General features: G+C 56.3%; 20 protein-coding genes. 8 read left to right on the top strand and 12 right to left on the bottom strand.

Going from position 1 to position 24,599, the window contains the following annotated elements; genetic code table 11:
* Positions 1–56 precede the first annotated feature (56 nt).
* The gene (locus R1T41_RS03465; RefSeq protein ID WP_062960743.1) at positions 57–797 is read right to left on the bottom strand and encodes an SDR family oxidoreductase; all 741 of its coding nucleotides are present in this window, start codon (positions 795–797) and stop codon (positions 57–59) included.
* A 194-nt stretch (positions 798–991) separates the two neighbouring features.
* Positions 992–1,189, bottom strand: coding sequence for a hypothetical protein (locus R1T41_RS03460; protein WP_142994591.1), 198 nt, complete (start codon positions 1,187–1,189; stop codon positions 992–994).
* Between the two features lie 275 nt (positions 1,190–1,464).
* Between R1T41_RS03460 and R1T41_RS03455 the strand changes: the two genes are divergently transcribed.
* Positions 1,465–3,489 (top strand): aminopeptidase P family protein, encoded by a 2,025-nt coding sequence (locus R1T41_RS03455; protein WP_317339975.1) that lies wholly within the window; start codon positions 1,465–1,467, stop codon positions 3,487–3,489.
* A 163-nt stretch (positions 3,490–3,652) separates the two neighbouring features.
* On the top strand, positions 3,653–4,708 hold the full coding sequence (mgrA, locus tag R1T41_RS03450; RefSeq protein ID WP_317339973.1) for an L-glyceraldehyde 3-phosphate reductase: 1,056 nt from the start codon (positions 3,653–3,655) through the stop codon (positions 4,706–4,708).
* 58 nt (positions 4,709–4,766) lie between these two features.
* On the opposite strand, the gene R1T41_RS03445 is transcribed toward mgrA, so the two are convergent.
* On the bottom strand, positions 4,767–5,672 hold the full coding sequence (locus R1T41_RS03445) for a LysR family transcriptional regulator (protein ID WP_037992114.1): 906 nt from the start codon (positions 5,670–5,672) through the stop codon (positions 4,767–4,769).
* A gap of 141 nt (positions 5,673–5,813) precedes the next feature.
* On the opposite strand from R1T41_RS03445, the gene R1T41_RS03440 reads away from it, so the two are divergent.
* Positions 5,814–6,860: a DMT family transporter gene (locus tag R1T41_RS03440; RefSeq protein ID WP_247794546.1), complete on the top strand. Its 1,047-nt coding sequence runs from the start codon at positions 5,814–5,816 to the stop codon at positions 6,858–6,860.
* A 9-nt stretch (positions 6,861–6,869) separates the two neighbouring features.
* On the opposite strand, the gene R1T41_RS03435 is transcribed toward R1T41_RS03440, so the two are convergent.
* The 8 genes from R1T41_RS03435 to ftsA all read right to left on the bottom strand — a co-directional run bounded on the left by R1T41_RS03435 (position 6,870) and on the right by ftsA (position 17,423).
* A complete protein-coding gene (locus R1T41_RS03435; RefSeq protein WP_317339970.1) occupies positions 6,870–7,418 on the bottom strand; it encodes a thermonuclease family protein in 549 nt (182 codons plus the stop codon).
* Positions 7,419–7,434: 16 nt separating this feature from the next.
* Positions 7,435–7,827: a hypothetical protein gene (locus R1T41_RS03430; RefSeq protein ID WP_297009565.1), complete on the bottom strand. Its 393-nt coding sequence runs from the start codon at positions 7,825–7,827 to the stop codon at positions 7,435–7,437.
* Between the two features lie 35 nt (positions 7,828–7,862).
* Positions 7,863–9,932: an NAD-dependent DNA ligase LigA gene (gene ligA / locus R1T41_RS03425; RefSeq protein WP_411045559.1), complete on the bottom strand. Its 2,070-nt coding sequence runs from the start codon at positions 9,930–9,932 to the stop codon at positions 7,863–7,865.
* A gap of 92 nt (positions 9,933–10,024) precedes the next feature.
* Entirely contained in the window at positions 10,025–11,695 is a 1,671-nt protein-coding gene (gene recN, locus R1T41_RS03420; protein WP_317339965.1) for a DNA repair protein RecN, read from the bottom strand.
* Positions 11,696–11,920: 225 nt separating this feature from the next.
* Positions 11,921–12,745, bottom strand: a complete 825-nt coding sequence (locus R1T41_RS03415) for an outer membrane protein assembly factor BamD (RefSeq protein WP_317339963.1) — start codon at positions 12,743–12,745, stop codon at positions 11,921–11,923.
* 224 nt (positions 12,746–12,969) lie between these two features.
* Entirely contained in the window at positions 12,970–13,938 is a 969-nt protein-coding gene (lpxC, locus tag R1T41_RS03410; RefSeq protein ID WP_082824613.1) for a UDP-3-O-acyl-N-acetylglucosamine deacetylase, read from the bottom strand.
* A gap of 297 nt (positions 13,939–14,235) precedes the next feature.
* The gene (ftsZ, locus tag R1T41_RS03405; RefSeq protein ID WP_317339960.1) at positions 14,236–15,918 is read right to left on the bottom strand and encodes a cell division protein FtsZ; all 1,683 of its coding nucleotides are present in this window, start codon (positions 15,916–15,918) and stop codon (positions 14,236–14,238) included.
* Positions 15,919–16,172: 254 nt separating this feature from the next.
* Entirely contained in the window at positions 16,173–17,423 is a 1,251-nt protein-coding gene (gene ftsA / locus R1T41_RS03400; protein WP_062947737.1) for a cell division protein FtsA, read from the bottom strand.
* A gap of 296 nt (positions 17,424–17,719) precedes the next feature.
* Here ftsA and R1T41_RS03395 point away from each other — a divergent pair, with 296 nt between their 5' ends.
* The 5 genes from R1T41_RS03395 to R1T41_RS03375 all read left to right on the top strand — a co-directional run bounded on the left by R1T41_RS03395 (position 17,720) and on the right by R1T41_RS03375 (position 23,026).
* Entirely contained in the window at positions 17,720–18,979 is a 1,260-nt protein-coding gene (locus tag R1T41_RS03395) for an ABC transporter substrate-binding protein (RefSeq protein ID WP_114111400.1), read from the top strand.
* 64 nt (positions 18,980–19,043) lie between these two features.
* Positions 19,044–19,937: a carbohydrate ABC transporter permease gene (locus tag R1T41_RS03390; RefSeq protein ID WP_062947736.1), complete on the top strand. Its 894-nt coding sequence runs from the start codon at positions 19,044–19,046 to the stop codon at positions 19,935–19,937.
* A complete protein-coding gene (locus tag R1T41_RS03385) occupies positions 19,937–20,815 on the top strand; it encodes a carbohydrate ABC transporter permease (RefSeq protein WP_114111398.1) in 879 nt (292 codons plus the stop codon). The genes R1T41_RS03390 and R1T41_RS03385 overlap by 1 nt, the downstream gene beginning before the upstream one ends.
* Positions 20,816–20,844: 29 nt before the next feature.
* Positions 20,845–21,954 (top strand): ABC transporter ATP-binding protein, encoded by a 1,110-nt coding sequence (locus R1T41_RS03380; protein ID WP_317339954.1) that lies wholly within the window; start codon positions 20,845–20,847, stop codon positions 21,952–21,954.
* Between the two features lie 25 nt (positions 21,955–21,979).
* Complete coding sequence (locus tag R1T41_RS03375; RefSeq protein WP_317341561.1) at positions 21,980–23,026, top strand: LacI family transcriptional regulator; 1,047 nt, start codon at positions 21,980–21,982, stop codon at positions 23,024–23,026.
* Between the two features lie 527 nt (positions 23,027–23,553).
* On the opposite strand, the gene R1T41_RS03370 is transcribed toward R1T41_RS03375, so the two are convergent.
* Positions 23,554–24,591: an L-idonate 5-dehydrogenase gene (locus R1T41_RS03370; protein WP_317339952.1), complete on the bottom strand. Its 1,038-nt coding sequence runs from the start codon at positions 24,589–24,591 to the stop codon at positions 23,554–23,556.
* Positions 24,592–24,599: the final 8 nt, after the last annotated feature.

Here is a 24,599-nt window from a genome sequence, read left to right as displayed (position 1 = left end):
GCAGGGTGCAGAGTGCCGGACAGGATCATCGCAGTCAAATCCTGCCGCGGATCATGTTATCGCCCGCCAGCCACGTCAATCAGTGCCCCGGTGACATAGGACGCATCATCTGAGAGCAGCCAGTAGATCAGATTGGCGACCTCGTTTGCCTTGCCCGCCCGTCCCAGCGGGCAGAACGGGCCAAGTTCGGCAACCCGTTCCGGTCGGCCGGCACTGCCGTGGATATCGGTATCAATAATGCCCGGCCGCACGGCATTGACGCGAATGCCCCTGGGGCCAAGTTCCTTGGAAAGCCCGATCGTCAGGGTATCAATCGCGCCCTTGGATCCGGCATAATCAACATATTCGCCCGGTGATCCCAGTTTGGAGGCCATCGAGGATACATTGACGATTGAACCGCCCGCATGTGACAGGGCGCGTGCAGCTTCGCGGGCCACGATGTAAGCCCCCAGCACATTGGTATCAAACACCGATTTCATCCGTTCGATGCTCATATCCGCCAGATCGCTTTTGGGGGCGACGATCCCGGCATTATTGACAACCGCATCGATTGTGCCGAACCGGTCAAGCGTTGCCTGAAACAGGTCCAGGACGTCCTGTTCGTATTTCACGTCGCATTTCTGGGCGAAGACATTGCCGGTTCGTCCGGCCCGTTCGCACAGCGCACAGGTTTCATCGGCACTTTCCTTGTTGCCGACATAGCTGATGGCGACGTTCCAGTCGTTTTGCGCACACAGAATGGCGGTGGCACGGCCAATGCCGCGTGATCCACCGGTGATCAGAACGGTTTTTGTCATGGATGTTTCCCCGAAAATCAACGTCGGGCGATACTATGGCGCGGCTTTTACGCTCTGGTCAAAAAGAAACGGCCCTGCCGTGGAGTAGCAGGGCCGTCTCAGAGGGAAAGACAAAAAAGACCGCAAGGATCGTGAACCTTCGATCCTGCGCTTCGTCCAATGGCATCAAAGACCTTCGCGGGCGGGATTGATCCCTATTCCCTGTCCGTTGCTTCCATCGAAAGGGTCTGACCCCGATGATGGCTTTCAGCATCGTCTGCCAGAAGGGCAGGGCCTGTATCAAGGCCGAGCGCGGCTCGTTCCGTAAGGGTGAGGCGCTCTAGACCGTCATAGGCCGTCTGACGACGACGCGATTGAACAACGTTCTGGACAGTAATTGGAAAACGGATCACCGTTTTGGTCTCCTGCAAATTGACGTCCCGACGGGCCATCTTTTTGTCACGCGCCTGTAATAGATTAAACATCTCTTAATTTGTATTGCGAAGCTTGCAGGGCTTTCATACCCATCATGCATGTGGTGGTATAGGCGTGACGCCGGTGTAGTTTACCGGTCGTCCGATTGGCGTGTCCTGCCACGTTTTCTGGTATTCCATCTTGCAAGTGATCGGCGAAAACCCTTAGATAGCTTTGGTCGGATGCTGCCCCACGCACAGAAACGAGGATTTTGATGACCCTTCCCGGCGATACCCAACTTGCTGCCATGCTTGAACGTGACGGCGTTAACAAGGACGTCACTGCCATTGTCGATCTGATTGACGGTGTTCTTGCCAGTGCCAATGGCGATACGCGAACCGACTGGCTTGATCTGGTCGGTGGCAAGCTTGGCGATGATCTGAAATCGGCCCTGCTGGCATTGCGCGATGAACGCAAATCGGAATTTCTGTATGCCAAGGACGGCTATGATGCCGCGGCCCGGATCGAAGCGCTTCGCAAATATCTTGCCGCCAAGGGTGTCGATGGTTTCGTCGTGCCGCGATCAGATGAACATCAGGGCGAATATGTTCCGGCCTGTGCCGAACGTCTGGCATGGCTGACCGGTTTTACCGGGTCGGCCGGGGCGGCGGTGGTGCTTGCCGACAAGGCCGCCGTGTTTGTCGATGGCCGTTACACCATTCAGGTCCGTCAGCAGGTCGACCGCGACATTTACGAATATCGACATCTGGTCGATGAACCGGTTGTCGGCTGGATTCATGACAATCTTAAATCCGGACAGAAGCTGGCCTATGACCCGCATCTGCATACTGTCCAGCAGGCCGAACATCTGCGTGGTGCGTGCGAGGGTGTTGGTGCCGAACTGGTCGCAATCGAGCCCAATCCGATTGATGTTCTGTGGCGTAAACAGCCCGCCATGCCGGTTGCGCCCGTGCGCCCGCATCTTCTGGAACATGCCGGTAAAACAAATGCGGAAAAACGCAAACAGATTGCCGAAATGCTCGAAAAACTGGAATGCGACAGTGCCGTGATTTCAGCGCCTGACAGCATCGCATGGCTTCTGAATATCCGGGGGGGCGATGTGCCCCATATTCCGCTGCCGTTGGGATATGCCATCATTCATGGCGATGCATCGGTTGATCTGTTTATGGATGAACGCAAATTTCCGGCTGAAACCGTCAAATGGCTTGAAAATGATGCGACCATCCGCCAACCCGGCGAACTCGAAGAAGCCCTTGGCGCGTTGGGCAATCAGTCGGTCCGCCTGGACGAGGCAACCGCATCCGACTGGTTGCGCATGAAGCTTTCCGATGCCGGTGCGACGATGCGGATCGGCCGTGATCCGGTGGCGTTGCCCAAAGCCTGCAAGAACGAGGTCGAACTTGAAGGATCGCGCAAGGCACATAAGCGCGACGGCGAAAAGATCATTCGTTATTTTGCATGGCTCGAAGAAGCCGCAGCCGATGGCAGCATTGACGAACGCATGGCGGCAGACAAACTTCTCGCACTTCGTGCTGAAGATCCGTTATTCCGCGATACCAGTTTTGAAACCATCCCGGGCAGCGGCCCGAATGGCGCGCTTTGCCATTATCGCAATACCCCCGAAACCAATCGGAAATTGTCACCGGGCGAAATTTTCCTGATCGATAGTGGCGGGCAGTATCTGGATGGTACCACCGATATCACCCGTACAACCGTGATCGGGCAACCGACCCAGGAACATCGGGATCGGTTCACCCGTGTGCTGAAGGGGCATATCGCACTTGCGCGCGCGATTTTCCCGGTTGGCACCACCGGGCAGCAGCTTGATACCCTTGCCCGTGCGCCGCTTTGGGAAGCCGGGCTTGATTTCGACCATGGCACCGGTCATGGCGTAGGCAGTTACCTTGGCGTTCACGAAGGTCCGCAGCGGATTTCCAAGGCACCGAACAAGATCGCGCTTAAACCCGGCATGATCCTGTCGAACGAGCCGGGTTTCTATAAGGAAGGCGAATATGGCATCCGGATTGAAAACCTGATTGCGGTTGTCGAAGTCGATGGTCCGGTCGGGGCGGATCGCCCGATGCTGGGCTTTGAAACGCTGACCTTCTCGCCGATTGAACGCAAACTGATTGATCCGGAACTGATGACCAAGGATGAATTGCAGTGGCTGAACGATTACCATGCACAGGTCTATGCCATGTATGCCGACGATCTTGACGAAGATCTTCTTGAATGGCTGCAAAAGGCAACGGCACCGATCAAGAAACGCGTGGCGTAAGTTCGGCCTTCAGGCAAGGCACAATGCAAAACCGTCCCGACATATTGGGGCGGTTTTTTCTTGTTAACACGCCTGACAGCGCGGACTTTTTGCCTTATGAATAAAACATTGGATCGATTCAATTGCGGGCATGACCCCAAAAGAAAATAGGCAGGAGGAATAAATGGCGTCAGTGGAAGAAGGCTGGAATGCCAATCCCGCACGTTACGACAATGCAACCTATAACCGGTCGGGCAAAAGCGGCCTGATGCTGCCGCAGATCACGCTGGGCCTTTGGCAGAATTTCGGCGGTGTTGACGTTTTTGAAACGCAGCGCGCGATGATTCGGCGTGCCTTTGATCGCGGTGTCATCCATTTCGATCTTGCCAACAACTATGGCCCGCCCCCCGGATCGGCCGAGGAAAACTTTGGCAAGGTGCTGGCAAAGGATCTGAAATCCCATCGCGACGAACTGGTAATTTCGACCAAGGCGGGGTACCGCATGTGGCCGGGGCCGTATGGCGAATGGGGTTCGCGCAAATATCTGATTTCAAGTCTGGATCAAAGCCTGTCGCGGATGGGGCTTGATTATGTTGATATCTTTTATTCGCACCGTGTTGATCCGAACACGCCGCTTGCCGAAACCATGGGCGCACTCGATCAGATCGTGCGTTCGGGCAAGGCGCTTTATGTCGGCATTTCGTCCTATTCCGCCGAAATGACGCGCAAGGCGCAGGCGATCCTGTCCGATCTGGGCACGCCCTGCGTCATTCATCAGCCATCCTATTCGATGCTGAACCGCTGGGTCGAAACCGAAGGGCTGCTTGATACCCTGTCCGAGCTTGGCATTGGCTGCATTGCTTTCTCGCCGCTTGCGCAGGGGCTTCTGACCAACAAATACCTCAACGGTGTGCCGGAAAATTCCCGTGCCGCCCTTGAAGGGTCGTTCCAGTCCGGCATGCTGTCCGAAGACAACCTGAACCGTGTGCGCGCCCTGAACGAAATCGCCAAACGCCGTGGTCAGACACTGGCACAGATGGCGATTGCATGGGTGCTGCGTCGCCCGGAAATCACATCGGCCCTGATTGGGGCGCGTCATGTCGAACAGCTTGATAACAGCCTTGATGCCCTGAAAAATCTTGAATTCAGTGCCGAGGAACTGGCTGAGATCGACAAATACGCGACGGATGGTGGCCTGAACCTGTGGCAGAAATCATCTGATTCCGAAGCCCCGGTCTGATCGCCTCAAAGCCCTTCCAGCAAACCCCGGTACGGTCGTCGTGCCGGGGTTTTGTTTTTCAGTTATCAGCCATCGGCATGGTGCCCGCCAGATCGCGCAATGTATCAAGCACGGCCTTGGCCCCGGTACTGAGCGGGCGGTCCTGAAGCCAGGACAGCATCACCTTGCGCGACAATTGCGGATTGACGATCCGCCGTGCCTTGAGCCGCCCGGTCGATAGTTCCATCACCAATGAGCTTCGCGGCAAAACCGTATGGCCGAGATCACGATGCACCAGATCCACCAGAACCCGCAATGCGTCGGCTTCGACCACCGGGGTCAGGGGGCGACCGGCACGAAATGCGGCTTCCTGCATCTTGGCGCGCAGACCGTGTTTCGGGGTTGGCATGATCAATGGCAGCGCCAAAACATCTTCATAGGCAATTTCGGTTTCGCCTTCGCCAACGCGCGACGGATGGGAAATCAGAAACAGGTCTTCGCGCCATAATGGTTCGGCATGCAGGCTGCGCGATATCATGCCATCATGCAGGATGCCGATATCAAGACGCCCTGATAGCAATCCTTCCTGCACGTCGCCTGTCAGATCCTCGGCAATCGAGATGTTCAGATCGGGATAGCGTTCGCGCAATGCTTCGACCAGCGCACCGGTAATGACGATCCCGGCACTGGGCGGCACCCCGACATGGACATGGCCGGTTACCTTGCTGCGTCGGGCTGACAGGTCAGCTTCAAGGCGCGCCAGATCACCCAGAATAACCCGTGCCCGTTCCGCCAGCATCTGACCGGCTTCGGTCAGTTTGACCCCGCGCCCGGTCCGTTCCAGCAGGCGGGTATCAAGTGCTTCTTCCAGAAGGTTAAGCTGCCGGCTAAGGGCTGGTTGCGACAGGTTAAGCCGGTCGGCCGCGCGCGACAGGCTGCCAAGTTCGGCAATGTGAACAAAGCTTCGAAGCTGTTTGATGTCCATTTATCTGCAATCCAAAAGGAATATGAACCGGCGGATGTTTTGTTAGATATAGCAAATCCTGATATCTGATAACATTTAATTCGAATTGAATAATGGCTATGCGCGGCAGATAGTTAAGGTCGAGAGAGACCGGAGACAATAATGACAAAACCATCTGCGCCAGCAGATGCCAAATCCGTGGCAAAGCCATCGGGTTCGGCCCTGACCCTTGTATTGCTGTCGACTGTGGCATTCGCAATGAAGGGGCTGTTGGCGAAATACGTTTATGCCACCGGCATGACGGTGGATGGTTTGCTGCTGCTGCGTTTTCTGATCGCGATGCCGTTTTTCTGGATCGGTGTTTATCTGTTTGGCAAACACCGGCCGGGCGAACGTACGATGAAGCCGGTCGATATTCTCTGGGGCGCGCTTTATGGCGGGCTGTTCTTTGCCGCTGCCCTGTTTGATTTTACCGCCGTGTCGGTGATTGATGTCACCGTCTCGCGGATCGTGCTTTTCACATTCCCGGCCATCGTCCTGATCCTTGAATGCCTGCATAAGTGGCGGCTTCCTCCCTTGCGCCAGTTTGTCTGCTTTGCGGTTACTTATGTCGGGTTGGTACTTGTTCTCGCCCCCAACGGGATCGGTGCCGTTTCAGATCAGCTTTGGCTGGGAGCGTCGCTGGCGTTTGCATCCGCCCTGACTTACGCCTGTTACCTTTATTTCGGGCAACGGATGATTTCGGTCATTGGGTCGATGCATTTTGCCGCCCTGGTCAATACCATGGCCGGTATATCGATGATCCTTTATGAGCTGGTTGTGACCAAGCCGCTAAACCTGAATGTTGACGGGGTTTTGTGGACGGCGGGCATTTCGATCTTTTGCACCGTGATCCCGTTCTTCCTGCTTTATGAAGGCATCCGGCGGATCGGGGCGACGCAGGCCGCACTGATTTCGCTTTCGGGGCCTGCCATGACATTCTTTGCCGCTTGGCTGTTGCTGGGCGAGGTGCTGACGGCACCGCAGGCGCTTGGCTTTGCTGTGGTTATTGTCGGCGTTGCGTCGATCAAGAATGGCGTCACACTGGCTGGTCTTGGCCGGTTGCTGGCCCGGCCGTTCTTTTCGGCAACCGGTCGTGGTTCGGATGACGTCAACGCGGCAGATACCGAGCGCGGCCCGGCAGCGGATGCACCGGGCAAAGGTGCCTGATCTCGGCCCTTATTCGTCGCGTTGCCAGCGGCGGACTTCGGTTTGATGTTCCGGTAACCGTTCCCCGCGCCGCCACAGCAACGGGTCGATAAACTGCCCGCCCCATGCCCCGGCACGGCTTTGCCGTGCACTGTTTTCAACCGAACCATAAGACGGCATTTCATCGGTCCGTGCCACGGCCATGCCGCGCGCAATCAGGCCCTGACCGATATCCTGACCATTGGCATTGCGACAGATCGCCATATTGCGGTGATAGCGGTTCTTGCCCTGCACCTTGCACGTGATCGGCCCGGCGGCGATCAGATTGGTGATGACCTGCCATGCATCCGCACCGCATGCCGTGGTTTGATCATTCACGATGCATCGCTGAAACCGCTCAAGCGCGTCCGCCCCCCAAAGATCAATGCGTTTGAAACCAAACTCCAGCGTGTCGCCATCAACGGCGCGCGCCTTGCCGACCAGTTCGTCAAAATCGGGATCAGCATGGACAGGGGCATGTAACGTTGCGCAGATCGCAACGCTCAGACAGGCTGCACGGACGAAAGGTGCGGCAGGCATATGGGCCCCTGATGTGTCAGTAAAGGTCGCTATATCGGATTTCGTCAAGCTGGGCGAAAACGATCTTCCATGTCTCGTCCTGTTTGAGCAGGGCAAAGGCATAATCGCAATCAAAGATCAGGTTGTTTTCCGAATTGCCGAACCGGAAGGACACAATGGCGCGCGATCCGCCGGGCAGGGCGGAATGCTGTTCTATCAGCATCGATTTGGCCATCGCCAGATCGGCATTTTTCAATTCGTCAAAAAATGACTGATTGTATTTATGCAGATCCTCGACCGAGCCGATGGCATGCACCCCCATCAGATCATTGATCAGGCAGGGGAAATTATAGAACGCGTCGAGGGCGTCTGCTTCGAATTTAAGATGTGCATCGGCATAGCGGCGAAAAAAGCTGCCCAGGTCTTCCATCGGATACGTTTTCCTTCCGCTTTTGCCCGTGCTGATCATTCTGCGATCAGATCAAGCCATCCTTGTTCATCCAAAACAGTAACACCTAATTCTTCTGCTTTCTTTAATTTGGATCCCGCGCCCGGTCCTGCAACCAGAAAATCTGTTTTCGCCGAAACGGAACCGGCAACTTTGGCGCCAAGGCTTTCGGCCTTGACCTTGGCCTCGTTGCGCGAAAACAGTTCCAGCTTGCCGGTAAAGACAACCGTTTTGCCGCTAACGGGGCTGTCTGTAACCTGCGGGGCTTCGACATTTTCGATGGTCAGAACGGCCTGAAGGTCATCAAGAACATCTCGGTTATGTTCTTCGGCCATGAATTCAATCAGGTCATGGGCCACACTGGGGCCGATCTGGTCGATATTGATCAGGTCGCGCAACGCATCACTATCGGGCGTTCCGGCATCATTCATGGCCGTGCGCCATTCCGCGATCGATCCGTAATGCCGGGCCAGAAGCTTTGCGGTAGCCTGTCCTATCTGGCGGATGCCAAGTGCGTAGATAAAACGGTCCAGTGGCACAGTGCGCCGTTCATTGATGCTGGCAAACAGTTTTTCAGCCGATTTATCGCCCCAGCCTTCAAGCTTGCGAAGGGCATCACCGTGCTTTTCCTCGATCCGGAAAATATCGGCCGGTGATTTGACCCAGCCAAGGTCAAAGAACGCCTCGATATGTTTGCCACCCATGCCTTCGATGTCGAACGCATTACGCGATACAAAATGCTTAAGACGTTCGACCGCCTGCGCAGGGCAGATCAACCCGCCGCTGCACCGTGTGACGGCTTCGCCTTCTTCGCGTATGGCATGGCTGCCGCATTTCGGGCAGGTTTCCGGGAAGTGATAGGGCACGGCATCATCGGGACGTTCATCGACAATAACCTCGACCACCTGCGGGATGACATCGCCAGCCCGCTGGATAACAACAAGGTCATTGACCTGCACGCCCAGCCGTTCGATTTCATCGCGGTTATGGAGGGTTGCGTTGGACACCACAACACCGCCCACAGTGACGGGTTCAAGCCGCGCAACCGGGGTCAGTGCGCCGGTACGGCCAACCTGGATATCAATCGCCTTGACACGGGTGCGGGCCTGTTCCGCCGGGAATTTATGGGCAATCGCCCAGCGTGGTGACCGGCTGACAAAGCCAAGCCGCAACTGCAATTCGAAGTCGTTGACCTTATAGACAATGCCGTCAATATCGTAATCAAGTTCGGCGCGCTGATTGCCGAGTTCCTCGTAGAAGGCCATGATCTCGTCGGTATTGTGCAAAAGCGTCGTGTGGGGATTGGTCACAAAGCCCCAGCCTTTGATCTTGCTGATGAAATCCCAATGCGTCTGGGCAAGGCTTTCAGAAAGTTCCCCAAAACTATAGGCAAAGAAACGAAGCGGACGTTTGGCGCTGATGGTCGGGTCAAGCTGGCGAAGTGACCCGGCGGCGGCATTGCGCGGATTGGCAAATGTTTTGCCACCGGTTTCGGCCTGCGTTTCATTCAGCTTCTGGAAGGCCGAACGCGCCATGTAAACCTCGCCACGGATTTCAACGATATCGACCGGCGCATCTTCGGGCAGGGTTTTTGGGATATCGGTAATATGGGCGACATTGGCGGTCACGTCCTCGCCCTCTGTCCCGTCGCCACGCGTTGCCGCACTGACCAGTTCGCGGTTTTCATAACGCAGCGACAGCGACAGGCCATCGATCTTGGGTTCACCAACGATTTCGACCGGACTATGTGCTGTCAGGTTCAGGAACCGGCGAATACGGGCCAGGAAATCAACAATGTCCTCGCGCGAGAATGCGTTGGCAAGCGACAGCATCGGACGCGCATGCTTGATTTTGGCAAAACCATCGGCCGGTGCGGCACCAACTTCCTGTGTCGGGCTGTTTTTCTTGAGCGTCGGATAGCGTGCTTCAAGTTCGATCAGGCGATTGAACAGCGCATCGTATTCCGCATCGGGAACCAGTGGTTCGTCATTGATATAATACGCCTCGTTAAAGCCGCGAATACGGTCGGAAATTTCGGCATGCTGCAGGCCTGCCTCGGTCCGGGTTTCGGGCATATCGGGGACAATGGACGAGGTTGACCCTTGTTCGGCGCTCATATTTCTTTTTATCCGTATTTAAGGGGCTGGAACGGGCAGGGGGATGAACCCGTGCAAACGTTCTAGCGGGGTTGGTCTAACAGGCTGTCGGCCGCAGCACGGGCTTCGGCGGTGATCGAATGACCGGCCAGCATCCGCGCGATTTCCTCGCGCCGGGCACCATCGACCAGCTCGTTCACACGGGTCACCATGCTGCCGTCATTTTCGCTTTTGGCAATATTGAAATGGGTGCGTCCACGCGCGGCGACCTGCGGGCTGTGCGTGATGACAAGGATCTGGCGTTCCTCGGCCAGCAAATGCAGGCGTTCGCCAATGGCGGCCGCCGTCGCCCCGCCAACACCGCTGTCGACTTCGTCAAACACAAGGCTAGGCACGGCGGAAACGCGTGCCAGAACCACCTTGAGTGCCAGCAGGAAGCGGGAAAGCTCGCCCCCGGATGCGATTTTGTTCAGTGGTCCGGCCGGACTGCCGGGGTTGGTGGCGACCATGAACTGAATGCGGTCGATCCCGTCGATGCCCCATTCGTTTTCTTCCAGCTCGGCAATGTCGGTGACAAAGCGCGCCTTTTCCATACGAAGCGGCGGCAGTTCGGCATTGATCGCGGTATCAAGCGTTTCGGCGGCGGCTTTGCGTGCACCATGAAGCTTTTGCGCGGCATCGATAAAGGCCGCGCGGTGTTCGGCAACCGCAGCCGTCAGGCGCGACAGTTCCTTTTCACCGAATTCAAGCTGATCGATCTGGCTGCGGTATTCCTTCATCAGGCCATTCAGCCCATCGACCGGCACATTGTATTTGCGGGCCGCCGCGCGCAGCGCAAAAAGCCGTTCCTCGACATTTTCCTGCTGTCCGGTATCGACATTCAGATCGGCAAGGGTAACCGATATCGCACGCGATGCTTCTTCAAGCTCGATCGCGGCCCGGTCCAGTGCCTCGATAATCGGTTCGAACCGGCCTTCGGCCTTTTGCAATTCGCGTTCAAGATGGCGCTGCGCACTGCGAAGTGCACTTTCGGCACCTTTGCCCCGCGAAAGTTCGCTCTCGGCATCGTTAAGGGCCGCGACAAGCTTTTCCCCATGCATCAGGAACTGGCGTTCCTCGGCAAGGCGTTCCTCCTCGCCTTCCTCGGGGCCAAGCTTTTCAAGCTCGTCAACCGCATGGCGCAGCCATTCTTCCTCTTCGCGCGCCTTGTTGATCCGGTTGGTGGCCGCAGTCAGTTCCTTTTGTGTATCCCGCCATGCACGCCATTGATCCCGTACCGCAAGGGCAAGACTGCCAAGATTGCCATGGGCATCAAGGGTCGCACGATGGGTGGTCGGGTCCAGCAAACCGTGCTGATCAAACTGGCCCTGAATTTCGACGCAGTAATTGCCGACATCGCGCAAAAGCCCGACCGAAACCGACTGATCATTGACATAGGCGCGTGACCGCCCGTCCGAGGTGACAACACGACGCACCACGAGTTCGTCGTCTTCAACCTCGATATCCTGTTCGGCCAGAAGCCCGTAAACCGGATGACCGGCGGGCAGGGTGAAGGTTGCGGTGACGCTGCATTTATTCGTGCCATGGCGGACAAGGCCGCTATCGGCGCGCGCGCCCAATGCCAGACCCAATGAATCAAGAAGGATCGATTTTCCCGCACCGGTTTCCCCGGTAAGCACACTAAGCCCATCGCGGAAATCAAGGTCCAGCTTGTCGATCAGAACAACATTTCGGATGCTAAGCCGTCGAAGCATTGCGGGATACTGACATTGTTAAAACAGGTGCGATTGTGCCGGTCAGGCGACGTCGCGACAAGCAGAGTGCCCAATCGCAGCGCGCCTTGCAAGCTTTGGCAGAGCGCAAAATTCACCACATCCCTGTGTTCCGCAGGAAAGAGCGAAAAATGTTGAAAAACAACTGACAAGAAATCGGTGTTCTTGGTGTGTTCTCGTTCGAATAATAGTTCGACGCGACGAGAATCAGAACCAGTCACCAAGTGCGGTGGTGGTCGAATGCCACCAGCTTTCGCTTTCGCGCGTGTTCAGACCATCACCCACCAGAAGATCGTAAAAATCCTCATACCACGGGCTGCCAGGGAAGTTATGGCCCAGTACCGATGCGGTACGTTTGGCTTCGCCATCAAGACCAAGTGCCAGATAGCTTTCGGTCAGGCGGGCCAGTGCCTCGGGCACGTGGGTGGTGGTCTGGTATTTATCGAGAACCGATTTGAATCGGTTGATTGCCGCCAGATATTCGCCGCGATCCTGATAATAGCGGCCAACACTCATTTCCTTGCCGGCAAGGTGGTCAACCGTCAGGTCCTTTTTCAGTTTTGCATCGCGTGCATACTGGCTGTCGGGGAAACGGCGGATCACGTCATCAAGCGAATCCATCGCATGCTGGGTCATCTGCTGATCGCGGCCAACGTCGGAAATCTGTTCGTAATAGGACAGTGCCTTGAGGTAGTAGGCGTATGGCACATCCGGGTTGGCCGGGTGCAGCGATATGAAGCGATCGATTGCGGTGATCGCATCGTCATATTTGTTGTCCTGATAATAGGCATAGGCCGACATCAGGGTCGCCTTGGTTGCCCAGACCGAATAGGGGTGCTGACGTTCGACTTCGTCAAATGCCTCGGCGGCTTTCTGGTATTCCTTGGCATCCAGAAGGTCCTGTGCGCCGTTGTAAAGCTCGGAAACCGGGCGTTCGACATATTCCGGTTTGTCGTCGCTGGAGCAGGCCGCAAGAAGCAGGGCCAGACCACAAGCAGCAATAACATTCTTGGCGGAAGCCTTACGAAGCACTGTGACGTTTCCTTAAGCTTTGTGACGCATTCAGGTGGAAATTTGCCGGACTATATCATGCCGGTATGGGCATAGGGCAAGTAGTTGTGTGCCCTTTGCCGGTACTTTTCTGGTGCCCTGACGAAATTGCAATTAGCACCGTGCAAACTGTGGTTGTGAAACACAATAAAAAAAGCGGCCCCGAAGGACCGCCTTTATAGATAAGACCTGTTCACAGGATCGGCTCAAGCCGTTGCAAGAACGGGCGTTTCAACCGCATGAAGGGCAGATTTGCGCATCGGTGCAACACGCCATGCGCTTGCATCGGCAAACAGCGCCTTCAAAAGCAGGTTGTTGACATGGTGGCCGGACTTGTACGCCGTGACCTTGCCCTGCAATTGCTTGCCGGCGGTGTAAAGATCGCCAAGGGCATCAAGAATCTTGTGGCGGACGAACTCGTCATCATAACGAAGGCCTTCCTCGTTCATGACTTCGTCACCCGAAAGCACGACCGCATTGTCAAGCGAACCGCCGCGTGCCAGGCCCATCGACCGCATGGCTTCGACTTCGTGAAGGAAGCCAAAAGTACGGGCGCGCGCAATATTGGCAACAAACACGCCATCATCGAATTTCACCGACATGCGCTGGTTGTTGATTGCTTTGCTGGCGAAGTCGATTTCGAAATCGACTTCAAAGCCATGACCCGGTTCGATCCGTGCGGTGCAGCCCTTATATTCGACTTCCACCGGTTTCAGGACCTCGATCACCTGACGCGGTGCGTCCTGTTCCTCGATCCCGACGCAATCGATCAGGAAGTTGAACGGTGCGGAACTGCCATCCATGACCGGCACTTCGTCGGCATCGATATCGATCAGAACGTTGTCTATGCGGCTACCGGCAAGGGCCGCCATCAGATGTTCGATCGTGCCGATCTTGATCCCGGCATCGCGGTCGCCAAGGCAGGTGCAAAGCTGCGTGTCGATCACGCCATCGTAACGTGCCGGAAACAGTGGCTGGCCATCCAGATCCACGCGGCGAAATACGATACCGTGATTTTCAGGTGCAGGGTGCAGGGTAATGCGGATTTTATGACCTGAATGCAGCCCGACACCGGCACAGCCGATCGATGCTTTAAGGGTGCGCTGGCGTACGATATCCTGATCGGATATGTCCGAAGACGTAAAGGCCGCGCTGAGGTCTGTAATCTTATTCACGGGAACCCCCAGAAGAGTCAGGTCAGTAAGTTATTCATCAAATGCGCTATGTCTGGCGCATCGGGGTGTTAACCCCATTTCTTAGTGTCAGACCCTACAGATACTGTGACAAGAGGACAAATCACTCTTTGTTACGCTTTGTAAGCGACTTAACGTATTGAAAAATATATAATTAATTTCGAAAAACCGGAAAAATACAATTTCGGATTACAATGTTCCGAGGGTTTCACTTGCAGGTTCCGCATTTAAAAAAAGGGGAAGGCCAAAGCCTTCCCCTTTTTCGCGCGGAGAATGTCGTCAGTTGGCCTGACGACGCAGGAAGGCAGGGATTTCCAGAAGGTCGTCAGACGCATTCGACGTCTTGACGCGGGAAGCTGGATCCGCCTTCAAGGAGTGGTTTGCGGTCTCGCCAAGCGACATTTCGGTCTGACGTGGTGCCGGAGCCTGCGGCTGCGGATGTGCCTGACGCGGTGCTGCGTGGTGAGACTGTTCCCCATGATCGTCGTGTCCACCCTTGTTCTTGCCAAACAGGGTCCGCAGGCCAAAGCGCGGCGGGGTTGCGTTCTGGGCATCTGCTGCTTCGAACACATCCGGGCTGTGGTTTTGTTCTGCATCGCTCGGGCGGGCCGGACGCGGCGGAATAAAGGCCATGTCACCGTTTTCTTTCGGCTTTTCGGCCGGGGTGAAATGCTGTGCCGGACGCGAAACCGGCTTCGGCTTCAGAACGGTCTGGCCCAGTTCGATTGAACCGGTATCGGACGCCGGCTGATTGCTCAGTTCCGGCTGCTGTGCGCTGCCGGTTGCGGCAAAACGTTCGGCCGGAATTTCGTCAATCGATGCACCGCCCTGATAACCGTCATGTGCGCTGGCAACGGCGGTTTCCGGGGCGCTGGCGACGGCTGCGGCCGCACCGTGCTGGCCAAAGGACGGGGTTGCCGCTTTTGCTGCCTGCTCGACCGGTTTGACCGGGGCGACCGAAACGGTGGTCGGCTGCGGGCGACGGACTTCCTCGGCATCAATGCCCGTGGCAACCACGGAAACGCGAAGCGCGCCTTCGATGGTCGGATCGAACGTCGAACCAAAGATGATGTTGGCTTCCGAAGCAACTTCCTCGCGAATACGGTTCGCGGCTTCGTCGACTTCGTAAAGGGCCATATCCATACCGCCGGTGATGTTGATGAGGACCGCACGTGCGCCCTTCATCGAAGCATCTTCCAGAAGCGGATTTGCAATGGCGGCCTCGGCGGCCTCGAGGGCACGTTTCTCGCCGGTGGCTTCGCCGGTGCCCATCATGGCTTTGCCCATTTCGCTCATGACGGTGCGAATGTCGGCAAAGTCAAGGTTCACAAGGCCCGGAACCATCATAAGGTCGGTAATCGAACGCACGCCATTGCGCAGAACGTCATCCGCCATCTGGAAGGCATCTGCGAATGTGGTTTTTTCATTCGCGACCCGGAACAGATTCTGGTTCGGAATAATGATCAGCGTATCAACATATTGCTGAAGCTGCTCGATCCCCTGTTCGGCGGTGCGCATGCGGCGCGTGCCTTCGAAATGGAACGGTTTGGTAACGACACCAACCGTCAGAATGCCTGCTTCCTTGGCAGCACGTGCAATGACCGGGGCCGCACCAGTACCGGTACCGCCGCCCATGCCCGCGGTGATGAACACCATGTGGCTGCCTTCAAGCTGGGCCTGAATGTCTTCAATGGATTCTTCTGCGGCTGCACTGCCCGCATCGGGACGTGCACCGGCACCCAGGCCTTGCGTGATTTTACGGCCAAGCTGCATTTTGCGTGCGGCTTTGCTCTGGCTCAGGGCCTGTGAGTCCGTGTTGGCAACAACAAAATCACAACCTTCAAGTTCGGATGCGATCATGTTGTTAACAGCATTGCCACCGGCGCCACCGACGCCAATAACCGTAATCTTCGGTTTCAGGTTTTCTTCCGTTTCAGGAACGGAAAAATTGATCGTGCTCATTGTTTGCTCTTCCTCTCCGCGCTTTAGAGCTCAAGATCGGCGCAGCCTTCCCTTTGCCACGCTACGTCTCAGGTGTCCCCCGGACATTAGACCTTGGCATTCGTTTTAGCGGGCAAAGAGTTATTGCCGTGTTAATAACAATGGAAGATTTCGAAAAATTATCGCGTTTTTTGCGTTAAATAATTTTCGTGTCGCGCAAAAGGCGCATCGCGAACCGTCCGGTTTCGGATATCGGCCCCGAAAATAACTCGGTTTCAGAAGTTTTCCTTGAACCACGCGCCAAGCCGGCCCCAGCGCCCGCCCGACTGGCGGATCTGGTTCATGGCTTCGCTAAGCGGGTCGTTCTGCTGCTGCAGGGCGCGCAACAACAAACCCGCACAGGCCGAAAATGCCGGTCCCGCGGTTGCTTCGGCAAGGCCCGATACACCGTGTGGGGTGGCAATGGTTGCGGGACGTTCAAACATCTGGCTTGCCAGATCGGCAATCGCGTTAAGCTGGCTGGCGCCGCCCGTCAGAACGATGGAACGGCCGCCGATCTGCGACAGGCCATGTTCGTCAAGCTGATCACGGATCAACTCAAACGTTTCTTCGAGCCTAGGCTTGATGATGTTGATCAGCATCGAACGCGGTACATGATTGACGTTGTTTTCGTCTTCATCGCCGATCACCGGAACAGCAAGGATTTCCTGATCATCAGATGGCGATGTCAGCGCACTGCCATGCAATGTTTTCATGCGTTCGGCATGATTAAGCGACGTGTTCAGCCCATAGGCGATATCACGTGTCACATGCGCCCCGCCAACCGGCACCGTCGCGGTATAGATCACCTGACCACCGTGGAAGACGGCAACGCTTGTGGTTCCGGCCCCCATATCAATGACAGTCGCGCCAAGGTCGCGCTGATCAGCCGTCAAAGCCGACAGGCCGGATGCCAGCGGTGTGACCACCGTTTCCTCGATCCCCAGATGGCAACGGCCCAGAAGGGTTTCCAGATTGCGAAGCGGGGCGGTCTGGGTGCGGACAAAATGCAGATCAAGCCCGACCACGGACCCGTACATGCCACGCGGATCGCGAAGCCCCGTCGCGGCATCCACCCGGAAGCCCAGCGGCACGGTATGGATCAGCTCGTCGCCTGCCTGACGCAGGACGGCTTCCTTCTGATCGTTCAGTTTGCGGATTTCAAGATTGCCGATCGGACGTGAGCCCAGCGGCAATTCAACCGTGTGGGTTTCGGATTCAGGGCTGCCGCCCGACAGATTGACGATGACGGAATCAATTGTGTGGCCCGCCATTTTCTCGGCCGCATTCACCGCCGCAAGGACGACTTCCTGCGCAGCGTCAAGATTGGCAATTGATCCGCTTTGCAGCCCCTTGGACATGTTATGCCCGATACCGATGACTTTCGGGGCTTCGCCCTTTTCACGACGGGCAATAAAGCAACAGACCTTGGACGTGCCGATGTCCAAGGCCGCGATCAAGCCTGATCTGGTTTTGCTGCGTGCCAATTGAATGCTCTGAACTTTTTAATAAATTGATCTGTCTTTTCCTGACGGACCTTACGCCGGTTTTCGCCCATAAGCTGTTGCAAATTGGTTAAGGCAGGGTGGAGTCTTCTGCATTCTTGTTTTTGGCAGCATATCGGGGGCTGTTTTGCGATGCAAAAACATGCGCCGATCAACCACAGGTTTTCTGCCTGCTGACGGCTTTGCTGTACTGCAACGTTACAGGAGCCGCTTGACTCCCAACTGTAACGTTGCAGTAATCAACTGCCGAATTAAAAAACCAACAGGGAGGAAACAGCATGTTTCTTGGCAAAATGACACGTGCCGGGATCGGTATGATCGCGGCACTCGGGCTTTCGACCAGCATCGCATCGGCGCAGGAAAGTGTGGAAGTCCTGCATTGGTGGACGTCGGGCGGCGAGGCAAAGGCGCTTCAGGTTCTTAAAAAGGACCTCGAAGATCAGGGTGTTTCATGGAATGACATGCCCGTTGCTGGTGGCGGTGGCGAGCAGGCAATGACCGTGCTTCGCGCCCGTGTCACATCGGGCAACGCCCCGACCGCCGTGCAGATGCTGGGTTTTGATATCAAGGACTGGGCGGGCGAAGGTGTTCTGGCCAATCTTGATGAACTGGCCGCCGAGGAAGGCTGGGAAGATGTTGTTCCCGAGGCCCTTAAAGGGTTTTCGAAATATGACGGTCACTGGATTGCTGCCCCGGTCAACGTCCATTCAACCAACTGGGTCTGGGCCAACAAGGCGATTTTTGATGAACTGGGCCTGAAACAGCCGACCAACTGGGACGAGCTGATCGCAGCACTCGATAAAATCAAGGAGGCCGGTTACACCGCGGTCGCGCATGGCGGGCAGGCATGGCAGGATGCCACCATCTTTGACGCGGTTGTCATGGCAACCGGGGGACCGGATTTCTATCAGGCATCGATGATCGATACCGATCCGGATGCACTGGGTTCGGATACGATGAAAACCGTGTTTGACCGGATGGCGAAACTGCGGACCTATGTTGATGACAATTTCTCGGGCCGCGACTGGAACCTTGCGACCGCGATGGTGATCAACAAGGAAGCCGGTGTGCAGTTCATGGGTGACTGGGCCAAGGGCGAGTTTCTTAATGCCGGCAAAGTTCCTGATACCGATTTCCTGTGCTTCCGTTTCCCCGGGACCCAGGATGCGGTGACGTTCAACTCCGACCAGTTCGTCATGTTCCAGGTTGGCGAGGATCGCCGGGATGCACAGTTGAAACTGGCTTCTGCCGTGATGTCGCCAAGCTTCCAGTCGGCATTTAACGTGGTTAAGGGTTCCGTCCCGGCGCGCACCGATGTTCCGAATGATGATTTTGATGCGTGTGGCAAAAAAGGCATGGCCGAACTGGCTGCTGCCAATGAAAAAGGCACGCTGTTCGGGTCGATGGCGCATGGCCATTCGGTTCCGGCCGGGGTCAAAAACGCAATGTATGACGTGATTACCGCGCATTTTAACGGCGAATATGACAGCGCAACCGCTGTCGAGGAGCTGGTTAACGCGGTTGAGTCCGCCCAATAAGACCGAAATGAAACCGGCGGCCGGATAACATTCCGGCCGCCGGATAAAGTGCGGAGAATCACCCATGCAACCATCCTTGCCCGGCAAGGCACAGGCAACCCTGCGGGAGGTTCTGCCCCGTCTGGTGCTGAGCCCCAGCCTGTTTCTGATCCTTTTATTCGTTTACGGATTTATTGCTTACACCGGTTATCTGTCGCTGACCGACAGCCGGATGCTGCCGTCCTATGAACTGGAAGGGCTTGGCAATTATGCCAATCTGTGGGGGCAGCGGAACTGGCTGATTGCCCTGCAAAACCTTGCGATTTTCGGCATTCTTTATATCGCGATCTGTACGGTTTTGGGATTGCTTCTGGCGATCCTGCTGGATCAGAAAATTCGCGGCGAAGGCATTTTGCGTCCGATATATCTGTATCCGATGGCACTGTCCTTCATCGTCACCGGCACGGCATGGAAATGGTTTCTTGATCCGGGGCTTGGTCTTGAAAACACCATGCATCTCTGGGGATGGGAAAGCTTTACCTTCAACTGGATCAAGGATCGCGACATGGCGATCTATACCGTGGTGATTGCCGCAGTCTGGCAATCGTCGGGCTTTGTCATGGCGATGTTTCTGGCAGGTTTGCGCGGGATCGACAGTGAAATCCTCAAAGCCGCCCAGATGGATGGTGCGAGCCGCTGGAGCCTTTATACCCGTATCGTCATTCCGCAATTGCGCCCGGTGTTCCTATCGGCCTTTGTGGTTCTGGCCCATCTGGCGATCAAGGCCTATGACCTTGTCATTGCGCTGACCAATGGCGGGCCGGGGCGGGCGACCGAACTGCCCGCGACGTTTATGTATTCCTATACCTTCACGCGAAACCAGATGGGGGTCGGTGCATCGTCGGCGGTGATTATGCTGGCGATGATTGCCTCGATCATTGTGCCCTATCTTTATTCCGAACTTCGGGAGCGCCGCTAATGTCCCGTTCAACGCAACCCTCCTTTGGCACCGGAAAGCTTTTGCGGGCAGCCCTTTATGCGGTTCTAATCCTGTTTGCGGTTTATTACCTGCTGCCGCTGTTTGTCATGCTGGTCAATTCGGTCAAGACGCTTGATGAAATCCGGGGCGGCAACATGATGTCGTTTCCCGAGATGTTCACCTTCGAGCCGTGGCTGACCGCGTGGTCCAAAGCCCAGATCGGGGTCGAGCCGACCGGATTAAGCCCGTATTTCATCAACAGCATCATGATGGTGGTGCCTGCCGTGGCGATTTCGACAGCCCTTGGGGCGCTGAATGGGTATGTCCTGACCAAATGGCGGTTTCCGGGCGACAAGATCATTTTTGGTCTGATGCTGTTTGCCTGTTTTATCCCGTTCCAGATCGTCCTGATCCCGATGGCACGCGTGCTGGGCATGATTGGTCTGGCAGGTACGACCGGCGGGCTGGTTCTGGTGCATGTGGTTTACGGGCTTGGCTTTACCACGCTGTTTTTCCGCAATTATTACGCGGCATTCCCGGACGAGCTGATCAAGGCGGCCAAGATGGACGGGGCCGGGTTCTGGCGGACCTTCACCCGCATTCTTCTGCCCAGTTCGGGGCCGATCATTGTGGTGACCGTGATCTGGCAATTTACCAATATCTGGAATGATTTCCTGTTCGGGGCGTCATTTGCCGATTTTGATTCAATGCCGATGACGGTTGCGCTCAACAACCTCGTTTCGTCCTCGACCGGGGTCAAGGAATACAATGTGCACTTTGCCGGTGCGGTCCTTGCCGCCCTTCCGACACTGATCGTTTACATCGTTTCCGGGCGCTATTTCGTGCGCGGATTGATGGCCGGTGCGGTCAAGGGTTAGCTCATAAAAAGACTTACAGGGAAGTTATCATGTCCTTTCTGCAAATCGACAAGGTGTGCAAAAGTTTTGGCCCGATCAATGTGCTGCGTGACATTACGCTGGATGTTGAAGAAGGTGGTTTTCTGGTACTTGTCGGGCCGTCGGGCTGTGGCAAATCGACCTTGCTCAATACCATTGCGGGGCTGGAAAAGCTGACAACCGGGGAAATCCGTATTGCGGGGAATGTCATTGATGACCTGCCGCCGTCTGAACGCAATATCGCGATGGTGTTTCAAAGCTATGCGCTTTATCCCAACATGAATGTCGGGCAGAACATCGCGTTTGGCCTTGAAATGCGCGGCATGCCAAAGGATGAACGCGACGCCAAGGTCGCCGAGGTCGCCAAGACGCTTCAGATCGAACATCTTCTGGATCGCAAACCCGGCCAGCTTTCGGGCGGGCAGCGCCAGCGCGTTGCGATGGGTCGCGCACTTGTGCGAAATCCGCAGCTTTTCCTGTTTGATGAACCGCTATCAAACCTTGATGCCAAGCTGCGCGTGGATATGCGCACCGAAATCAAACGCATGCATCAGACATTCGGCACCACGATTGTCTATGTCACCCATGACCAGATCGAAGCCATGACGCTGGGCACGCGGATCGCGGTTCTGAAGGACGGCATTGTCCAGCAATACGGCACCCCGGCGGAGATTTATAACGATCCGGCCAACCTGTTTGTTGCCGATTTCATGGGGTCGCCCGCGATGAACCTGATCCCGGCGACGGTGCGGGGCAATGCGGTTGAAATGGCGCGGGCGGGCGAAGAGCCGCTGGTGCTTGAATTTCAACAACTGCCTGCGGATGTCCGGGCGCGTGACGGGCAGGAGGTCATTATCGGCATCCGGCCCGAGGCGATTACCGATGCCGATAACCGGGCACTGGTGCGTGACGGGCAGCAGGCGGTCAGTGCATCGTGCCGGATCGATGTGGTTGAACCGGCCGGGGCGGATATTTTTGCCATCACGTCGCTGGGCGGCAAGGAGGTGGTGACCCGCCTGCATCAGGACTGGAACGGGCAGGCCAACAGCCATGCCGAACTGGTGTTCAACCTTGAAAAAGTTGTGTTTTTTGACCCTGAAAGCGGCGTAAGACTGCGCTAGAAATACCCGACGGAGGCTTTGACAACTGTCCGATCACGATCTTGCCGGGAAGGCCGGGCGCCCCGCCGCCCCATCCCGGCCGACCCTTAAAACCATTGCGGAAATGACCGGTCTTGGTGTGACGACGGTGTCGCGCGCGCTTAAGGATGCGCATGATATTAGTGCCAAAACCAAGCTGCGCGTGCGCAAGGTGGCGGACGCCATCGGCTATCATCCGGACCGGGCCGGGGTGCGTTTGCGGACGGGAAAAACCAATGTTATCAGCCTGATCCTTGATCAGACCGACAAGGTGCCGGAATTTGCCAGACGGCTGATCGTCGGCATTTCCGATGTCATCCGTGGCACGCCCTATCACCTTGTTGTAACACCACAATCACGTACCGATGACCCGATGGACCCGGTGCGCTATGTGCTTAATACCCGTGCTGCCGACGGGGTGATCATCACCCATATCAGGCCCGATGACGAGAGGGTGCAGGCGCTATCCCAAAGCGGGCTGCCGTTCGTGGCGCATGGGCGGTGCCTTTCGGCACCCGATCATGCCTACCATGATTTTGATAACCGGGCGTTTTGCGAGATGGCGGCACGGCGCCTGATTGCGCGGGGGCGCAGGCGGCTGGCACTGCTGTCGCCGCCGTCGGAGTTTTCCTATTATCAGGAAACGCTGGCGGGGCTGGCGGCGGTGGCGGAGGCAGAAAGTGTTCCTTTTCAGGTGCTTGGCGGGATCGACCTTGATAGCAGCAGCGAGGTTTTGCGTCAGGCCGGCATGGCATTGCGCCATCAGGATTATGTGCCCGACGGGGTGATTTGCGGAAGCGAGCTGTGCGCGATGGCGCTGATTGACGGGATGATCCAGTCGGGGATGGATGTCGGGCGGGACATCGATGTGATCGCCAAGGAAACGTCGGATTTGCTGAACTTTACCCGGCCCCGGATCGACAGCCTGCGCGAGGATCTGATCGTTGCCGGGCAGCAATTGGCGACCCATCTGCTCGACGTGATCGAGGGACGGGAAGGGGCAAATCTGCAATCGCTGAGCGCGCCAATCCCGGTGTGGCGCAACGATATCTGAACGCCAGATTTCCGGGATTTATTATTCACTTAAAATGAAAAATACAGTCGATTATTGATTTTTGGTTGTTGATCGCTTTTCGGGCGTGAATCATCGGCCCGGCGAAGCGTGAAAATAGCGTTTTTATTTGTATGAGGAATTGATTTTCAAAACCGGCATTTCAGGCAGTTTTTGAGCCTCGGTCTGCCAGATAAATCCCGAAAATCCGCCATTAATTGTATTTGTATGAGGATTGTTTCGGGGTACTTTGCGGGCAGGGCATGTGGCGTCGGGCAGCGTTACCTTTTTTGGTGGGTTGAGGTGTTGTTGGTGGCCCGAGGTCAGGCGGACAAAGATGGGGGCGAGCGGGCAAGGGGGAGAAGTGCGTTTTGCACCCATGAAAGCTGTTTAACGCGGTCGCGTGCGTATGGTCTGCATCTTTACCCGAGATAGATGGCGGCAGCGAGTGCGGGCAAGGTTATCGAGATGTCTTGCCCGCCCCGGTGATCCGCGCGGCGATAGGGGCGCGCGGACGAATAGGTCAGCCGTCAGCCGAAATCCAGTTGTACTTTCATGGATTGGCTGCGATCCGAGGCAAGGTCGAAGGCGGTTTTGGCGTCCCGGAAGGACAGGACCGAGCTGATGATCGGTGAAACGTCAATGACCTTGCGGTCAATCAGTTCTGCGGCCTGGGCAAATTCCGCATCAAAGCGGAAGCTTCCGATCATTCTGACTTCTTTGGTGACGGCGAGACTGAGCGGGAGTTCGCCATTGCCGCCAAGGCCGACCGTGATGATGGTGCCACCCGGTTTGACCGCATCGAATGCATTGGCAAGCGCCTGCGGACTGCCGGAGCATTCAAAGACCACATCCTGCGTGCCCTTGTTCATGCCGAGCGTTTTGAAGGCATCGGCATTGCGGGCGACATCGATACAGCTATTGGCACCTGCCTTTGCCGCAACATCCAGGGCGGCCTTTGACAGATCGGTCGCGGTAATCCAGTGCGCCCCGGAATGGGCGGCGGCCAGAATGGTCAGGCAGCCGATGGGACCGCAACCGGAAACGAGGACTTTTTTCCCCGACAGCGCCCCGGCCTGACGCACGGCATGCAGGCAGACGGCCAAGGGTTCGCTGCAGGCGGCGTGTTCCATATTGATGTCCGGGGACAGCTTGACCAGTTGTTCGGCGGGCAGGTTGATCTGTTGGCGGAACAGGCCCTGTTGATGGGGAAAGCGCATTGCGCTGCCAAAGAAGCGCATGTCGGTGCATTGGTTGCGCATGTTCGCGCGGCAATACTGGCATTGGTTGCATGGCATGGAAGGATTGACCGCGACCTTGTCATTAACGGCAAGGCCGGTCACGTTTTGGCCAACGGCAATGATCGTACCGGCGACTTCATGCCCCAAAATCATCGGTTCGCGGATTTTAACCGTGCCAAAACCGCCGTTATGATAGTAGTGCAGGTCCGAGCCGCAAATGCCGCCCTTGTCGATCTGAACGGTTATCGTGCCCGGTTCCGGTGCGCCGGGCTGGTCGATCTGATCGACACGCAGGTCGTGGGGTGAATGTATGACAACAGAGTACATGTAAGATC

It is taken from the genome of Thalassospira lucentensis, assembly GCF_032921865.1.
GTDB lineage: Bacteria > Pseudomonadota > Alphaproteobacteria > Rhodospirillales > Thalassospiraceae > Thalassospira > Thalassospira lucentensis_A.
The sequence above is the reverse complement of the archived record's forward strand: the minus strand, read 5'-3'. Positions and strand labels throughout refer to the sequence as shown.

Coding starts and splice junctions, on each gene's coding strand:
- recN (WP_317339965.1), bottom strand. CDS start 11,695: ATGCTTCGACGGCTTAGCATCCGAAATGTTGTTCTGATCGACAAGCTG.
- R1T41_RS03440 (WP_247794546.1), top strand. CDS start 5,814: ATGACAAAACCATCTGCGCCAGCAGATGCCAAATCCGTGGCAAAGCCA.
- R1T41_RS03445 (WP_037992114.1), bottom strand. CDS start 5,672: ATGGACATCAAACAGCTTCGAAGCTTTGTTCACATTGCCGAACTTGGC.
- R1T41_RS03390 (WP_062947736.1), top strand. CDS start 19,044: ATGCAACCATCCTTGCCCGGCAAGGCACAGGCAACCCTGCGGGAGGTT.
- ftsZ (WP_317339960.1), bottom strand. CDS start 15,918: ATGAGCACGATCAATTTTTCCGTTCCTGAAACGGAAGAAAACCTGAAA.
- R1T41_RS03430 (WP_297009565.1), bottom strand. CDS start 7,827: ATGGAAGACCTGGGCAGCTTTTTTCGCCGCTATGCCGATGCACATCTT.
- R1T41_RS03435 (WP_317339970.1), bottom strand. CDS start 7,418: ATGCCTGCCGCACCTTTCGTCCGTGCAGCCTGTCTGAGCGTTGCGATC.
- R1T41_RS03395 (WP_114111400.1), top strand. CDS start 17,720: ATGTTTCTTGGCAAAATGACACGTGCCGGGATCGGTATGATCGCGGCA.
- R1T41_RS03370 (WP_317339952.1), bottom strand. CDS start 24,591: ATGTACTCTGTTGTCATACATTCACCCCACGACCTGCGTGTCGATCAG.
- R1T41_RS03455 (WP_317339975.1), top strand. CDS start 1,465: ATGACCCTTCCCGGCGATACCCAACTTGCTGCCATGCTTGAACGTGAC.
- mgrA (WP_317339973.1), top strand. CDS start 3,653: ATGGCGTCAGTGGAAGAAGGCTGGAATGCCAATCCCGCACGTTACGAC.
- R1T41_RS03385 (WP_114111398.1), top strand. CDS start 19,937: ATGTCCCGTTCAACGCAACCCTCCTTTGGCACCGGAAAGCTTTTGCGG.
- R1T41_RS03380 (WP_317339954.1), top strand. CDS start 20,845: ATGTCCTTTCTGCAAATCGACAAGGTGTGCAAAAGTTTTGGCCCGATC.
- R1T41_RS03465 (WP_062960743.1), bottom strand. CDS start 797: ATGACAAAAACCGTTCTGATCACCGGTGGATCACGCGGCATTGGCCGT.